Raw genomic sequence first — 18,552 nt, forward strand, 5'->3', positions numbered from 1 at the left:
AATAGGGGCTGATTATTGAATGACAGACTTTAACCGTCTACTTCTTCTGATGTTTCTTTGTTCAGCTCTCTTATCGGCATATTCCATGAAAGAATTATTTTGTTTATTCGAGTTTAAAAATTCTGCAAGGGAGGTAATGGTTGGATATTCAAATAAATTAATGATAGTTATGGGTTTATTTAAATCTTTTTTTAATCTTATCTGAATTTTCACCAGATGCATTGAATCCACGCCAAGATCAAAAAAATTATCATATATTCCGACTTTTTCAATACCTGTAATTTCTTGAAAACTATTAGCAATGGTTTGTTCTATTTTGTTGTGAGGAGCGATATATTCTCTTGTAAAAGCTCTACTCCTTTTCCCCGGTTCCGGTAATTGTTTGCGGTCTATTTTTCCATTGGGGGTAATAGGCAATATATCAAGTATCTCATAGAAAGAGGGAACCATGTATGCCGGCAACTTTTGTTTTAAAAATTCTTTTAAGTCATTTTCAATAAAATTGGCGCTGTTCTCAAGCACTAAATATCCAATAAGATATTTATTTCCGAATTGATCATTTGCTGCATGAACTACCGTATTTTTCAATCCGGGATACTGTTTTAAGACCGATTCAACTTCACCCGTCTCAACCCTGTAGCCATTAATCTTAACTTGAAAATCTTCTCTTCCCTGAAATTCGATATTTCCGTCCGGCAAATATCTTCCAAGATCACCTGTCCTGTATAAACGTTCTCTTGTTTCAGGATGATTGACAAAAACGGATTTCGTCTTTTCTTGATCGTTCCAATAGCCTTTTGCCAGTCCGATTCCGCCTATATATAAATGCCCTGTTGTCCAATCAGGGCAATGTTCCATATTTTCATTTAGCACATAAAATTGTTGATTGCTCATTGGCCGACCATATGGAATGCTTTTCCAGTCTGAATCAATATGTTCAATTGGATAAAAGATTGACCAGATTGATGCTTCCGTTGCGCCACCAAGACTTATGACTTGTGTATTATTAAAAACCGATTTGATTCTGTTTGGCAGGTCAGTAGGTATCCAGTCTCCACTCAGGAGAACCAACCTTAACGACTGCGCAAATTCATTATCGAATTCTGCCTCTGCATACTCCGTAACCATTCGCATTAGCTGAGGAACCGAATTCCATATGGTTATACGCTCGGACTTGATTAACTCCGCCCAGCAGGCAGGATCGTTTATGCTTTTAGGTTCAGGAATTACTATGGTGCCTCCTGCAGCAAGTGTTCCGAAAATATCGTATACGGAAAGGTCGAAATTTAAGGCTGCAAGAGCCAGCACTTTATCTTCGGGGTTAATTGAAAATTGTTTATTAATATCGAGAATTGTATTTACAGCCCCCCTATGATCTATCATGACGCCTTTGGGTTGTCCTGTTGAGCCTGATGTATAGATTACATACGCAAGGTTTTCTGGATGATGTGTATTTTTGTGCTGTTTTGTCGGAGGCGACACAAGTGTGTTCAAAGAATCTATTTCATCGATAAAAAATAGCTCAACGCTTCCAGGCCATTTAATTTCATTTTCAAGCCATGATTGCGTTAAGACAATTTTAACACTGCCGTCTTCTAAAATATTTTTTAATCTTTCTTCAGGCGTGTCAGAACTTATCGGAAGATAAGCTGCGCCTGATTTTAATATTCCTAGGACTGCCGCAATTTGCTCCCACCCCTTATCCATTACTATGGCAATAAGCGTATTTTCCACAACCCCCTGAACGGTAAGCATTTGAGCTATTATTTCAGAATAGTTTGATAAATCGATATATGAAAGTCTTTTGGTTGATGTAATGACTGCTTCAGCCAAAGGTCTTTTTATTACACTTTGTTCAAACATAGAATGCAGCGTCATGTCCGGTAGTTCAGATGCCGTATTATTGATCTCGACTCTTTTCAACTTCTGTTTTTCATTAAGTTCAATTATTGTATTTTTTCCCCAAATCTCCTTATTTTGAGCAAGGGTTTCTAAAAGTTTAATATATGAGTCAAACATATCTTCAATAAAACCTTCGGGGAAAAGCTCCTTTACTGTATCCCAGATCAAAACAAGTTCTTCTGATGTTTCATATACCTGATGATCAATCAAAACTTGCGGTGTCTGGGAAATGCTGTAATTTAATCGTCCAATACTATTGTCCCCAACAGCTCTCTGTTCTGAAGAACTAAAACCCAACGCACTTGTAAAAACAATCGGCATCATGGCATGCTCCACACCACCTTCCAGCTTTGCCAGTTCCCGTAAGACCTGTACTCCGCTGAAATAAGGGTGATCCATGTCCTGCCATAATTGTCTTTGCAGATTTTTAGCTCTTTCTTTAAATGTTAACTCATGTAAATTCTTTACCCCAAGCAAGGTCAACGATGTAAAATCACCTACAAGTTCGTTTACCTGCTTATGAATTGGAATCCGGTTAAATGTTGTTAGATTAATGGTAAATTCATTATTAGCAGACCTTGAATTCAGTATCTCTGCATAAGCAGACAGCAACAACCCGGATGGCGTAACACCTATCGCTTTAGCCATGCTTTTAAGCTTTTCCCAAGTATTACTGTCCAGTTTGTATTCAAAACGGGTGAAGTGATAATGAACTCCGACTTCAGGTTTTTTTACCATAGGAAGATCCGGACTTGGGGGAAGGTCACCCAAACGACTAAGCCAGTAATCCCGATCTTTTTTAAACAGATTCGAATCCTTAATTTTTTCCATTTCCAAGACATAATCTCTGAATGACAGATCAAGTTTCAATAATGACTCTTCAGGGTTCTTATAAAGCCTTGACATCTCATTTATTAAGTAAAACATACTCCAACCGTCAAAGACCGAATTGTCAAAACCGATATGAAGCCTGAAGTAATTGATGTTGTGTAAAGAGGCTCTTATGTCAAAAAGAGGCCATTTATCAGTTGAAATTATCTGATGCGACATCTTGCCCCGAATTTTGAGCAATTCTATGTCAGCTTCTTTGGGGGGCATGTGATTAAAATCATAGATTTCAATTTTATATTCAGGAACTTCCTTTAAAATTACCTGTTGCATATCATCATGTAAAAAGACTGATCGCATCATATCGTGATGACAAATCACGCGATTTAACGCACGGGTTAGCTTTCCAATATTTAGATCAACCCCTTCAAATTCGTAATAACAATGAGCGCCAACTTTTCCAAGTGCATATAAACCGCTTCGGCCTATCAGGTAGGCATGCTGCACATCTGTGATAGGAAAGGGTTTATATACATTGTCCCTGTCAGGCCTTATTTGAGGAAGGCCTGATAGTGCTTTATTTGAATATTCACTTTCTTTAGAAAAGTTTTCAAGCTGTTCTGATAATTCTCTTATTGTGGGGAATTCAAACAGCATCCTAAGTGAGATCTCAATCCCTAATTCTTCACGTACTTTTGCAATAATACGGGTTCCCACCAAGGAATCTCCGCCAATATTAAAAAAATTACTATTGACACTTATTTGATCTGTTTTGAGAATCCCCCCCCATATTTTTGCCAGTAGAATTTCGGTTTTGTTTTCAGGTGTTTTAAATTCATTTTCGCTGATAATAGTTTCCCTGTAATGGTTCGGAAGTGCATTACGGTCCAATTTACCATTACTGGTAAGTGGAATTGATGGTAATTGCATATAAAAGGATGGAAGCATATAATGCGGGAGTTTATTTTTAAGAAACGAATTTAATTGTCCAGGCTCGAAATGCCTTTTAAGAGATGGGGCTTTTGCAATAATAATATCTTGTCCGAAAATTTCCGACATTTGGCTAAATATAGAAAAAGAATCCTCGAATCCCTCGGATGCCAGTATTTCCACCCATTGCTCTGCCGAAAAAAGTGGAAGCCCGGATTCAGCCCTCTGATCTTCAAAACGATTAAAGCCTTCTTCTATAAAACCTACTGTTATGTTTTGGACACTGCTATTGATAGTGCTTTCCGTTAGGATAACGACACCATCAGGAGAAAGAATCTTTTGTATATTTTTAAGTGCATTCCTCACATCTGCAGCCCTGTGAAGTGAATTCGGTGCAATAACAATGTCGAACGTATTGTCTTGCCCCACTTGGGACAATACGTTCTCTATTTCAAACATGCTTGTATTAACAAAAGATATCTTGTTAAACCTCTCCTCTATCTTATCAGTAAAAAATAAAGAAGCATCACTTGCTGTATAAACAACTTTATCTTCGGATAAATAAGGAATAAGTGCTGCGGTCGTTTCGCCGGTTCTTGCCCCTATCTCAAGAATTTTTAATGGTCTTAAAGACGTTCCTTTATCACAGAGTTTTTTAAGGATATCTCCGACTGTTTTGTCAATAAGTTCTATTCCCGGCATCATTCGAGAGAATCTTTCAGGTGAAATCAGATTATCAGTATCAAAAAACAGCTCTAACACCTCTGTTTCACCCTGAATAATTTTCTTAAAATATTTCCGAATTCTTTCTAAATAAGCTTTAACCTCTCCAACTGTTTTTAACAAAACAGGATATTGTTTTATCTCCTGAAATAAAGATTTTGTTTTGTTATTTTTAAGAAATTTTCTTGTTTTGATATAAGTGGATTTGTCTGTAAGAGTCAACAAATCGTTATCGCAAAGAGTTTCAAGCCATTTCGAAATGAGGTGCTCAAATCTTTTATCAATATTGCCTCTTTCCATTATTTCGGGCAAGCATTTCTCATCATCTGGATTGGTGAAAATGCCAACGGAATTAAACGCATAACAAATATATTCGATGCTTATCTCTTCAAGATATTTATAAAATAGAATGTACTCTTTATTGTCTAAGCCATTTTGAGTATCAGGTATTGCTCTTTTTTTTAATATAATTTCAAAATCTGCAATAGAAGGTTCAACCACTTTAAGAAGTGATGAATCTTCGTCTCCATTCAAAACCACATAAGCGGTAAGGTGCTTTTCCTTCCCTGCTTCACCTGTAAAAGAAACGACTGTCTCTTTTATGTTTGGATGGGTATTTATAGCGCTTTCAATTTCACCCAGTTCCACTCTGTAACCATTGACCTTAACTTGAAAGTCATCCCTTCCACAAAATTCTATATTATTATCAGGCAGATACCTCCCAAGATCTCCGGTCTTGTACAAACGCTGGTTCGTTTTCGGATGAATGATAAATGAAGCGTTTGTCTTTTCCTTATCATTCAAATACCCCTTTGCAAGACCTCTCCCTTCAATGTAAAGATCTCCCGTCACCCAGACAGGACAAAACTCAAGGTTTTTATTTAATACGTAAACGTTCTGATTCTTCATTGACCTGCCGTATGGAATACTTTTCCAACAGGGATTGATTTCTTTTATTGGATAACAGATTGACCATATTGAGGCCTCTGTTGCACCACCCAGGCTGTATATATCAGCCTTGCAAAAAATTGATCTGATTTTTTTGGGAAGATCAAGGGGTATCCAGTCGCCACTCATCATGACAAGCCTGAGAGAATCTGACACATCATCTTCTCTATCGGCCAAATAGTCTGTCAACATCTGCATTAGCTGCGGAACGGAATTCCACACAGTAATGCCTTCGGTGTTGATCCAATTTAACCAATGCCCGGGGTCGTTTGCATATTCATGATCAGGAATGACGATGGTTGCCCCGGCTGCCAGTGTTCCGAAGAAATCGTAAACAGACAAATCAAAATTCATTGCAGCAAGGGAGAAAACTTTATCATCAGGCGTAACGGCAAATCTGTCATTGACATCAAAGATGGTGTTGACCGCACTTTTGTGATCAATCATTACACCTTTTGGTAGCCCTGTTGAACCCGAAGTGTAGATAACGTAGGCAAGATCATCAGGAGATTGAACCGTGTCTAACAATTTCCGATGAAATCCATCCCCGTTAATTTTATCCACTTCATAAATTTTAAGATGCTCAGGCCAAGGAAAGTTGTTTCTAATTTTTGACTGGGTCAAAATAATGCGTACCCCGCTATCAACCAACAGATGGTTAAGGCGCTCAACAGGGACTTTCGGGTCAATAGGCAAATATGCTGCACCGGATTTCAAAACGCCAAGAGCACCTGCCACCTGCTCCCATCCTCTTTCCATCACGACCCCAACGAGCGCACCAGGCAAGGCTCCGGATTTTTGAAGTTTCTCACCGATTTTGTTAGCTATAACGTTGAGTTCTTCGTAACTTAGTTTCCTATTCGTTGTAACAACGGCATTTTTTTCAGGATGGATATGAACCTGTTTTTCAAATAAGGTATGAAGCATTTCCTGGGAAATGTCTTTATCCTCTTCCACATCAATCCATGAGATTGGAGATTTAACAGAGATTAAATCATCAATTGGTCCGTTCCATGCGGTTTCATCTTTTGAGAGCGTAACAATGACATTTGTGTATGCGTCAAACATATCATCCAGCAAATTTTCAGGAAAAATGGATTCAACTGCGTCCCAATTGTAAAAAAGCCGCTCCTCATGCTCTATGACCTGATGGTCAAGAAACACCTGGGGAGTCTGGGTTATCCCGTACTTAAGGCTTCCGAGTCTTTTGACCTCAAAATCCGTCAGGGTTTTATTTCCCACACCGATTGTGCTGCTGAACACTACAGGCATCAAGGCTTTGCCTTCAGCATTATGAAGTCTTGTAAGCTCCCGTATAAATTTGATGCCACTGAAATGCCTGTTATCCAAATCCTCCCAAAGCCGGTTTTGAATAATTTTTGCTTTTTCCTTAAAACAGTCCTCCCTACCCGTATTGACTTCCAGCAAATTTACGCACGTAAAATCTCCGGCAATATTCATCACATCGGGGTGAACAGGCAGGCGGTTGAAAAGGGTCAGATTCATTGCGAAATGATTGGTCTTGCTCCACCTCGAAAGAATCTCGGAATATACCGTCATTAAAACAACAGACGGCGTTAATTCATAATTGGCAGATTTTTTTTTGAGTTCTGACCATAAGGCCTCGTCAAGAACAAATTCCCTTCGGACAAATTGTACCTTCTTTATTGTTCCCGGCTCTTTTGCAAATGGAAGCTGGGGGCCCAAGGGAAAGGAATCAATACGATTCATCCAGTAATCGCGGGATGTTAAAAATTGTTTCGATTCGGTCAGTTCATGCTCTTTGAGTACATAATCTCTGAAGGAAAATTCAACCGGTTGGCATTCCGCTTCCGGGTCGTCATAATACCTGACCAAATCCCGGAACAAAATAAAGGCACTGAAAAAATCTGCGACTAACAGATCCAGGCTTAAATACAACCTTACGCAATCCTTAAAAAGGATTGCGCCGACCTCAAAAAGAGGCCATTGGCCTGCATCGTGAATCTTGTGAGACAGGGTTTCCCGGATATTGTCATGTTGACGTATTGCATTTTCCTCGTCTAAATCCCTGAGATCAGACACTTTGAGTTTATATTGCGGAACCTTTTCTAAAATTTTTTGAGTTCCGTCTTCCATAAAAATAAGTTTAAGCGTCTCGTGTTTTTGAATCAGTTTATTTAAGGCGGAATTAAGACGCTCTATATCAAGCTTGGATTGTTCAAGCTCATAATAGGAATGACATGCAATATTGCCAAGCTCAAACGCTTCGTTTCTCCCTATCAAATACGCACTTTGAACATCGGATAAAGGAAAGGGCGTATAACGATTTTCCAAATCCGGTTCAGCCGATAAACGATTGTGTTTATGATCGTGATCAGAACTTTTAAGTAAGGATATTATCTCGTTCTTACGCTTGGAAATCTCTTTTTTGATATTTTCGTTAATCGCACCTTTGGGGGCACGGAACTGAAGTTTTCCATCCTTTTCCCATAATCTGATGCCTTCATCCGATAGTTCTTGCAATAATTGTGAAGTATTCATATAAATCCCTCCTCAACTTCGGTGTTTCGTTCAGATTCGACACAAACGATCTCAATAAATTTTGCAAAATCTTTTATATTGGGATGTTGCATCAGATTCTTTATGGTTAAGTTCATAAGAAATTTATCATTGATTTGATTGATAAGCCTGACAGCCGAAATTGAATCACCCCCAAGACTGAAAAAATTATCCTCTATCCCGAAATCATTTGTATTCAGGAAGCTCTGCCATATCTCAAAAAGATCTTTTTCTATCCACGTCTCGGGGGGAATCATTTTTTTGTTATGATCGGTGCTGGAATGGTTAATCGCAGGCAGACGTTTTCTGTCTACCTTGCCGTTTTGATTCAAAGGAAACGTCTCCAGTTGTGTAAAGAAATCAGGGATCATATAATCCGGAAGTTTCTCTTTTAAATATGTTTTAACTTTGATCTCAAAATTATTTAAATCTTTTGATGCAACAAGATAGGCAACGAGGTGTTTTTCGGATTGAACTGACACAATGGCATCCTGAACACCGGGGTATCCTTTCAGCGTTTCTTCGATTTCACCGAGCTCAATTCTGTATCCGGCTATTTTAACCTGGAAATCTTCCCTGCCTAAAAACTCGATATTCCCGTCAAGAAGATAGCGTCCAATATCGCCTGTCTTGTATAAACGTTCACCTGTATGCTCATTTTGAATAAAACTTTTTTCTGTTCTATCAATATCCTTCCAATAGCCGGTTGATAGACCTGCGCCGCTTATATATAGGTCTCCCGGAACCCATACAGGGCAGTCTTCCATGGTTTTATTTAAAACATGAAATTTCTGATTGCGCATTGGCCTGCCATACGGAATCGTCTTTGATTGCTTATTATACTCTTTAACCGGAAATAAAATTGACCAGATTGACGCTTCTGTCGCTCCGCCAAGGCTTATGGTGTCGGCGTTTTCCGTGATTACTTCTATTTTCTCAGGAAGTGAAACGGGAATCTTATCTCCGCTTAATAAAATAATCCTTAGATCTTTTATTGTGCGGACAGGTTTTGCCGAAAGATATTCCGTCATCATGGACATCATCGCCGGTACGGAATTCCATATTGTCACCCCGGTCTTATTCATTAATTCAAACCAATGGGCCGGATCTTTTTTTTCATCCGGAGAGGGGATTACAATGGCTCCGCCCGCCGCCAGGCTCCCGAATATATCGTATACGGAAAGATCGAAGTTAAGTTCTGCAAGGGCAAGGACTTTATCCTGGGGACCGATTGAAAACCGTTCGTTAATATCAAGGATGGTATTCACAGCGCCTTTATGATCAATCATGACACCCTTTGGCAAGCCCGTCGAACCTGATGTATAAATCACATAAGCCAGATCATCTATAGTCTGTAGAGGGATAAACCTTTTCCTTCTACCTGAAAAACTTACTTGATCAACAGAAAATCGTTTAATTCCCTCTGGCCAATCAATTTCGTTCTCCAGCCAGGATTGGGTGAGGACCAGATTGACATCTCCATTTTCGAGAAGATGATGTATTCTCTCCCTTGGCAGCGACGGTTCAATGGGAAGATATGCGGCTCCGGAATAAAGCGTGCCGAGGACGGCAACCACTTGCTCCCATCCCTTTTCCATTACAACACCAACGAGAGTATTCGGCAATGATCCTTCGGCCTGAAGGATTTCGCCTACAGCTTGGGAACGGTTTGCCAATTCATCGTAGCTCATGATTAATTTGGGAGTGATGATCGCAACATGTTCAGGCTGTTGGCAGGCCTGTTTATAAAATAGGGTATGAAGCCGCTCTTCAGAAATTGGTGCGTCTGTATAGTTTACTGTTTTTCTGGTTTTAATTTGAGTTTCGGGGAGTAACGGTAGCTTTTGTTGAAAATTTTTTTCATCGGCCAGATGATTAATCAATCGACAATACGATTCAAACATATCATCCAGCATGCCTTCAGGAAAAATACCGTCCACAACATCCCAAACAAAACTTAAAGCTCCTTTTTGTTCATATATTTGATGATCCAGCCATACTTGAGGAGTCTGGGATATGCCGTAAACCAAATTGATGGGAAGCCCCTCGGGTAGACTAATTGATGAGGCATTATCCGAAGAACCAGTATAGGAAAGAACACTTGTAAAAACAATTGGAAAATTTATGATGGTATCATCACTCCTTTGCCTGTTCAATTCTCGGAGGGCTTCCACACCCGATACATGGCGGTACTCCAGATCTTTCCACAGTCTTTCCTGAATTTTTCGCGCGCGTGTTTCAAAAGCGTCGTGGCCATCATGATTAACTTCAAGCAAGGTCAAGGTGGTGAAATCACCCACAATATCATTGACCTGTGGATGGAGGGGAAGCCTATTAAACATGGTTAGCGTAATGGTAAAATCAGATAGCTTGTTCCAGCGGGCAAGTATTTCCGAAAATGCAGCTAAAAGTAAACCGGAAGGTGTCAGTCCTGATTTAGCAGCACGTTTTTTTAAAGTTTCCCACCTGTCTTTTTCCATTCTTGATTGCAATCTGATAAAACGCTGGTCTTTGATCTCATTGGTTTTTTTTTGGAGCGGAAGTTCCGGTGCTGCAGGCAATTGAGTAACGCGTTCCCTCCAGTATGCCATGGCCTGTTGATATAAATCGGATTTTTTTAATTCCTCTTGTGTGAGTACATAATCCCTGAAATTAACTTCAACTGGAGGCAAATTCGCTTTAGGGTCAAAATAATATTGAGAAAGATCTTTTATGAGAATGTTGAAACTCCAGCCATCTCCGATAAGAAGGTCAAAACTTACGTGAAGACGGGTGATTGTCCTGTTAAACATAGAGGCTCTGATCTCAAATAAAGGTCCGGTTTCCGAAGGAAGTATTTGGTGGGACATCTGGTGCCTAATTTTAGAAATTTTTACTTGAATTTGTTCAGAGTCAAGCCCTTTCATATCTTCGACTTTGATATCATATTCAGATACATGGTCAAGGATTTGTTGACACCCGTCTGAGAGCACAACAGCCCTTAGCATCTCATGACGTTTAACAAGCTTTGAGACAGCTGCGTTTAATCTGTCTATGTCCAGGTTGGCGATTTCAACTTCCAAATAGACATGGCAGGAGACATTTCCCAAAACCAGTCCTCCGCTTCTGCCTATCCAGTAAGCCTGCTGGACATCGGTAAGGGGGAAGGGATCGTAACGGTGTCCGGGATCCGGGACCACCTGGGGATATTCGGCTGTTTTGACATCACCGGCACCAGGGTTTTCAATTCCAGAAAGAAGCGTCTGGACAAGGGTTTCCATCGTAGGTGTTTTCAGAAAATCGGCCAGCGTTAGGTCCACGCCCCAATCCTTTCTAAACCGGCTTCGAAGCTCCATGGCCATGAGTGAGTCCAGGCCAGATTCCATAAGTGAAACATTGGGATCTATATGGGCGGTGTCTTCCATCCACATCACTTCGGCCACGAGTTTGGCAATCAGTTCACGGGCCAGTGTATCCCGCATATTAGATTCGGCATTCTTCAACGCGTCCAAGGAACAGGCACTGCCGGGCGATGGAACAGGCTCCTTAACGGCTGCCGTACCTTTTACCAGTTCTGAAAGCATAGGCACGACCGGACTGCCCTGATTGTTGCGAATATAGGTATTCCAGTCCGCATCAATGACAGCTGCACGGACGGCGCTTCCGGACAGCAGGGTTCCCAGTTGTGAAAAGCTCGTTTCAGGATCAAGGAGTTCAAAACCGCTCCGCTCCCACCGGTTCTGATCCGCCTGCCCAAGTCGGCCGGTCATACCGGGGCCTTTCCACGGCCCCCAATTGATCACCAGCGCAGGAAGTCCTGCATTCCGCCGCCAAAATGCCAGGGCGTCCATAAAGGCGTTGGCTGCGGCATAACTGCTCTGTCCCGGGGATCCCAACAACGAAACCACGGAAGAAAACATTACGAAATAATCCAGATCCAGGTTCCGGGTCAGGTGGTGCAGATTCCGGGTGCCGCTGACCTTTGGAGTGATGACAGTTGAAAATTGATCCCAGTTGAGCCTTGTAATTAATCCGTCATCCACAACGCCGGCCAGATGAAAAACCCCCTTCAACGGCGGCAGGGTCCCGGCAATCTCTTTAAATACCGCGGCCAGACTGACTCCATTCGACACATCACACCGGATGAATTGGATGCGTACACCCTCTTTTTCCAAATCATTAATATTTTTTTCTACCTTTTTAGAAGGCGGGCGACGGCCTGTGAGAACAATGTGTCCTGCCCCTTTTTGCCCGAGCCATCGGGCAAGCCCCAGTCCGAGACCGCCAGTTCCACCGGTGATCATATAAGAGGCATCGCCCCGGATCTCTTTGACCTCAGCTTCCCGCCCATCCGGTTCCAAATGTTGAAGTCGCGGTACATAGCACTCTTTTCCACGAATGCTCATTATCTTTTCATCCTGGGGCCGGGTGAGTTCTGCCATCAATCGGTCGACAACGGGCTCTTGCAATTCATATGGCAAATCAATCACGCCACCGAACAGCTCGGGGTGTTCCAGCGAGATCACCTTTCCAAATCCCCAGAGCATTGCAGATAAAGGATCGATATTGGAATAATCCATGTCCGGCTGCTGCGCATTTCGGGTGAGAAGCCAAAGTTTTGCCGTCACGTTCCGCTGGGAAAGCCATTGGACTAAACCCAAAACAGCGGCACAATCCGAAAACGACTCCTTGGTTTCCCAATTTTTCCCTTTGCCGCAATAGATGATGTTTGAAAATTCAAATGGGGCCATTTGCATTTCAAGGGTGTCAAAATCGGGCCATGGGTGTGCATCCGAATCCAGGCAAATCACACTGTGGGCCATATGCCTAGTTTCCAAGGCTGACGAGAGTGCGTCTCCATCAGCCCGATTTTCCGCAAAAATCAACCATGACCCGGCATGTTGGGCAGATATTTTCGTCCGGACTTTTGTTTTCCAATGAATGTCATACAAAGACTTCCGGTCTTTTTTTTTGGCAGTCAGGAAAGAGAGTGCATCCTGTTGTACCCGTTTTACATGAACCCCTTTGGCCTCAGCTATCAACTGCCCGGTCTCGGTCCAGAATTGATAGTTGCCAACCATCAGATCCTGATCCTCCACCCCGGTTTGAAGGACCATGTGGCAATAGAGCCGCCCCGACGCTGGTCCGTAGAAACGCAATTGATCAATGCCCAGAAACATGTAAGCACAGTTTTTGTCAAAATCCAGACATGCAAATATGGTTTGGATGCACGAATCAATCAGCCCGGGGGGCAGTTCGTCGTCGTAAGATTCTTTGGCATCGGCAGGAAGTCGCATTAGTACAAAAGCTTCTCCGTCGCGCCGCCAGATCCGTTCGATCCATTTGAAATGATGGCCCAATTCAAGACCGCCGTTCCAGAGGTCTTCATAGAGACGGTCGGAATCAATTGCGATAGTGCACCGCTTTTTTATCTCTTCCGGTGCGAATGGCTTTTCCGGCTGTGAACCGGCGGGATTTACACCGGCTTCCCCTTGGGCGTGTCGCGTCCAATTCTCATGTCCTGCTTTAGGGTCATTACTGAATATTTCAAAGGAGAGTCTCTGGTCATCCAGCCATTTAAAAATCAATTGAAGGGTAAATGCCGTCTCTTCCGGAATATACAGGGGTTCCAGAACGAAATAAGACTCAAGAAAACAGTCCCGGCTTCCCAACACTTCCGGCAACTTACTAAAAGCCATGGCAACCAGTGTTGAACCGGACATGACGCCGTGGCCGTACACGCGATGGTCCGTCATGTAAAACGAGGATCCCTGACATGTATACTCATATAAAATTCCGCCCAGAGCAGTGTTGATCCGGGTGCCCCCAGATGGATGAAAACCCTTTGACGGCCCGTATTCCTCAAACCAGCAGCGTCTGCGCCGGAAAGGATAATGGGGAATGGAAACGATGGATGGGGTAAAAGATGCGGCCTGCTTGCACCAGTCAATATTGACACCATTGGTGTACAAAGACCCCATTCCGGATAACAGCATTTTTTCATCGGACATTCCACGCCTGAGGGAAGATGCGAAGACTGCTGTATCCTTAGGCAATATTGCGGAAGCCATGCCGGACAGGACAGGATTGGGACCGACCTCAAGAAACAGGTTGCATCCTTTATTATAGAGGGTTCGGACACCCGCCTCGAACATAACAGCCGAGAGAATGTGCCGGCACCAGTAGTCGGGAGAGCAAACCTCGTTGTTTTCAATTATCTCACCGGTGACATTGGATATATATGGAATTTTTGGTGATTCATATCGAACCGTTTCCGCGACTTCTTTGAACGCCTGTATCATGGGCTCCATCAACACCGAATGAAAGGCGTGGGAGGTTTGCAGGGGAACCCATGAAATGCCGTTTTGTTCCAAAAGCTTACATATTCCATCCACAGCGATACTTTTTCCTGAAACAACCGTATTAGACGGTCCATTGACCGCGGCTATGGAAAGATCATTGCCATAGGGGGCCATCAGTTCTTCCACAAGGTCCAAGGCACAAAGGCAAACCACCATTTTCCCTTCCCTGGGCAGAGCCTGTATCAATCGTCCCCTGGCCGAGATTAATTTCAACCCATCTGCCAGGCTGAATATACCGGCCACGCAAGCTGCGACAAATTCACCCACACTATGCCCCATGACAAAAGCAGGCTCAATTCCCCATGACCGGTACATTTGGGCCATGGCATATTCTATGGAAAACAGGGCAGGCTGGGTGTTGACTGTTTGATTGATCAATTGCGGATCATTTTGTTCGTAAATCAGATGATTCAAGGATATGGAGTGGTATTGCGTCAAAATAGCGTTGCATTTGTCCATCTGCTCCCGAAAGATAGGCTGCAGCGCGTATAGTTCCCGTCCCATGCCCGGATACTGGGAGCCCTGACCCGTGAATAAAAAGGCAGGATTCCGCGGTGAAACACCTTGGACGGTTTTCCACGCATCCAAAGACAAATCGTTGTTTTTCAGACGTTGCAGTCCTTTTACTAATTCTTGGGTATCTTTACCGGCCACGGCTGCGCGCCACGGAAAATCCCTGCGTCCGGCATTGGCCGTGTAACAGAAATCTGCGGGATCAATTTCCGGATGCTGCTCAAGGAATGTGAGGTATTCATCGGTCAGTTCATCCAGCGTGGATTTATCCCTGGCGCAAAGCGTTAAGAGATGAAACCCGGGCCTGGATCCCTCAGCAGGTGCTTTTATGGCTGGCGGCTCTTCCACCACCAGGTGGGCATTGACACCGCCAAAACTGAAGCCGCTGACCGTTGCAATCCGCTTTTGGACATTAGCTGGCCACGGGACCGGTTCCACCGGAATCTTTGCCGGGATCTCATCCAAAGAGATCAAGGGATTCAACTCGTTAAAATGGAGGTGGGCCGGGATCATTTCATTCTCAAGGCTCAGCAATACCTTGATCAGGCTGGCGATGCCGGCTGCCTGTTCCAGGTGGCCGATATTGGTTTTTACCGATCCGATGACCAAGGGGGATTTTCGTCCCTTTCCCAGGACTCTTCCCAGGGCGCGCACCTCTATGGGGTCTCCAATGCTTGTCCCGGTTCCGTGGGTTTCAGCATACCCTACTTCATGGGGGGCTACCCCCGCCTGTTTAAGACTGGAGCGGATCAACATCTCCTGAGCCACACCGTTGGGGACCGTAAGCCCGTTGCTTTCACCATCCTGATTTATGTAAGAACCACGAATCACCCCGTAAATACGATTTTTATCTTTTATGGCGGAAGAGAGACGTTTGAGTGCTACGATACCGCAGCCTTCGGAGCGAACATAGCCGTCTGCCGACGCGTCGAATGTTTTACACCGTCCGTCGTTAGCCATGAGCCCGGCCTTTGAAAAAATAATGGTCATCTCAGGAGAAAGGATGAGGTTTACCCCGCCTGCCAGAGCCAGATCACAAGTTCTGTTCTTTAAGTTTCTGCAGGCCAGGTCTACTGTGACCAAAGAAGACGAACATGCCGTATCAACGGCTAAACTGGGTCCGCGAAGGCCCAGGAAATAGGAAAGCCTATTTGCTGCAATGGCAGTTGAACTGCCGGTTCCGCTATACAAGTCCAGCCGCTCAACATCTTTGAATAATAACCGCCCGTAATCACTTCCACTGATACCAACGAAAACCCCGGTATTGCCCCCGCGAAGTTTTGATGGATCAATGCCTGCATCTTCCAGAGCCTTCCAGCCTACCTCAAGGAGTAGGCGCTGCTGGGGATCAATACCCTGTGCTTCACGGGGAGAAATGCCGAAAAACTCGGGATCGAATTGATCGATATCATCCAGAAAACCACCCCATGGGGTAGTCATCTTTCCAGGAGCAGCTGGATCCGTATCCAAGAAATCATCAAGACGCCATCTATTCCCGGGTACCCGGGTGATGGCATCGCCGCTGCCGGCCAGAAAATTCCAGAACGCCGCGGGTGTATTACTTCCTCCGGGAAATTTCAATCCTATTCCTACCACGGCGACAGACTCATCCCTATCTTCGGGTGACTCGTCCGACTTGTACCATGAGGGTTGAACCGGGATGCTGTATCCCTTGGAATCGTCGCCACAGCTTTCATCAGATTCCTTTTCCAGAAAGGAAGCAACAGCAGATATGCTGGGATAATCAAATCCGAGCGTGGAGGGCAGGTCTCGCCGGATCTCGTTTGCAAGCCGGGCTGTAATGGCCACCAAATCCATTGATTTTATACCCATACGTGAGAACGGAACGTCCATATCGATTTCTTCAGGACGGCGATCAAGTGTCAAGGCAATCTCCTCGACAAAATATTGGCGAACGGATTTCATTTTTCGAACTTCTCCTGTTGATTTGATGATTTCAAGGGCCGCAGTTATTTTTCCTCGACTTGCTAAAGAGATGTCGTTATTTGAGAAATGGTTATTGGACTTTAGGAAGAGGGCGGGATAAAATTTCAAGGCCGAGGGATACATCCAGTAACCGGTTCATGAATTTAATTCTGACCTTTGCCTTGTTTTTTCTCTTATCAATAAAGAGAATTCTGCCTTTCAACTGCCTTAGAGGGCCTTCTATGATCAGAACTTCTTCATTTTCCATGACAATCCCTTTGGATAATTCAATCACCCCGTCCCCACCTGTCACCTCAAAGAGAAATCTCATTTCGTTCTTGTTGGCTTCCAGAAATTTCCCGTTGGCCATTACTGGGTTAAAAGCTATCATGGAATTGGCCTTTTCAAGCGCGTCCAATGATTCAGAAATACTTTTATACACAAAGATATACCCAGGAAATAGCGGTAATTCTATGATGTTTTGTTCCCCTTTAATTTGATGGATTACTTTTCGGGCCGGAAGATAAAGCTGGATTCTTTTTAAAAGAACTTGAAGGGTCGCAATCAGTCTTTTCTCACATCCAGACATAGTTTGGATGGCATACCAATTTTCGAAATCAGTAAAAAAAGGCGTGTCCTCTCCGGGAAGTTGGCCGGAACATGCTCCGTTTATTATTTTCATAGTCAAATTTTATTATGATGACGTTTGAAGAATTGAAATTATGAAGTTCCATAAGGTTCAAAAAGAATGGCTCATTTCTTTTAAATGTTGGAACTAATGCCAGGTAATGACAAAATCGATGTAGTAAGACTTTAAACTTGTTTATATAGGCATTAAAAATTTCGGAGTCTATCCGAAAATCAGGAATCTTGATGGATGAACAGCAGTCTTTTTTCTGTGATTTGGTAAAAAATGTTTTACTGTCACGTCCACACTGATAGATCAGAATAGTTTGAAACAGGTTCCAAAATGAAAAGAGGCAAGAAAATAGGTGCTTAAGCCGGACAGGCTTTATGATAAGCCCTCCAACAAGATAAAAATTAAGGGGCATTTCGACATTTGGAAACATAGGCCGCTCTTAGGCAACCCTGTTTGTTATATGGAATTTATATCACTACAATTTAGAATCTATATTGATATAAGCTTTATCTGCTATACAAAGTAAAGTTTGTCTTGTCAATCTTTTTTTTGAATGGAAAAAAAATACTCCTTGGATACAAAACCTCGAAATTGGGATACCGTACCAAATTCTTATCACATCCTTTAAATGGACGCTTTGGGTGTTTTTGAGGATGAGCACGTCTTTTTGGTAGGCAGGGAAGGGCTTTTTTCAAAAGACAACCTGTCAGCCTTTTGGCAATAATGACGCGTATTGGGGATTGGTTTTGTTCTTTTTGGGGATCTGAGAAAATCTTTAAGGGTGCGAGTAATGCTATAATTAATCGGAAGTTGTCAGCGCCGAAGCGACGTTGGAATCTTGGGCTTTTTCAGACTCCGCGAAAGGTTGAGACCACGCAATAAAAAATGATGATTTTCAGGCGCTGCTCCTCACAATGCAGCAAAAAAAATGTTCAGAACCTGTTCCGTGATCAGGACAACATATCCTGTATAGTTTGTCTTAATTGGGGAATGTGATTTTGGGCTTGATCATAAAATCGGCCATTATACCTAACTTGCCATTTTAATTTTATTTCTCCTTGGCCTTGCCGGCAGGGGCATTTTTTTAACGAGCCATTCAAACATGTTGATCGGCTTGTTTTCAAAAAATCGTTCTGCCGCCGTTCTTCCATCAGGCCGTTTTAAGTGAAAGTTATGAATCACCGTCAACCCCTTCATTTTCCGGTCACTCAACCGGTGCATACCATGATGATGCAGAGACAGTTGCGCATTACGCCCTTC

General features: G+C 43.0%; 4 protein-coding genes and 1 pseudogene. All 5 read right to left on the minus strand.

Annotated features, from left to right (window positions below):
- Positions 1–12 precede the first annotated feature (12 nt).
- Complete coding sequence (locus tag B147_RS29000) at positions 13–7,854, minus strand: non-ribosomal peptide synthetase (RefSeq protein WP_020588914.1); 7,842 nt, start codon at positions 7,852–7,854, stop codon at positions 13–15.
- The gene (locus B147_RS30560; protein WP_020588915.1) at positions 7,851–16,652 is read right to left on the minus strand and encodes a hybrid non-ribosomal peptide synthetase/type I polyketide synthase; all 8,802 of its coding nucleotides are present in this window, start codon (positions 16,650–16,652) and stop codon (positions 7,851–7,853) included. Before B147_RS30560 ends, B147_RS29000 begins: the two co-directional genes overlap by 4 nt.
- 91 nt (positions 16,653–16,743) lie before the next feature.
- Positions 16,744–17,043 (minus strand): hypothetical protein, encoded by a 300-nt coding sequence (locus B147_RS33360; protein ID WP_342662130.1) that lies wholly within the window; start codon positions 17,041–17,043, stop codon positions 16,744–16,746.
- Positions 17,044–17,334: pseudogene (locus B147_RS33580) on the minus strand (transcription termination/antitermination NusG family protein); the annotation flags it as partial.
- A gap of 987 nt (positions 17,335–18,321) precedes the next feature.
- Positions 18,322–18,552 (minus strand): DUF6399 domain-containing protein (locus B147_RS32530; RefSeq protein WP_211216955.1); only part of this gene is annotated, 231 nt, incomplete at its 5' end.

It is taken from the genome of Desulfobacter curvatus DSM 3379, from assembly GCF_000373985.1.
Lineage (GTDB): Bacteria > Desulfobacterota > Desulfobacteria > Desulfobacterales > Desulfobacteraceae > Desulfobacter > Desulfobacter curvatus.

Bases quoted from the DNA above. Each gene is read 5' to 3' on its own strand.
- B147_RS29000 (WP_020588914.1), bottom strand. From the start codon at position 7,854: ATGAATACTTCACAATTATTGCAAGAACTATCGGATGAAGGCATCAGA.
- B147_RS30560 (WP_020588915.1), bottom strand. From the start codon at position 16,652: ATGAAATCCGTTCGCCAATATTTTGTCGAGGAGATTGCCTTGACACTT.
- B147_RS33360 (WP_342662130.1), bottom strand. From the start codon at position 17,043: ATGATAGCTTTTAACCCAGTAATGGCCAACGGGAAATTTCTGGAAGCC.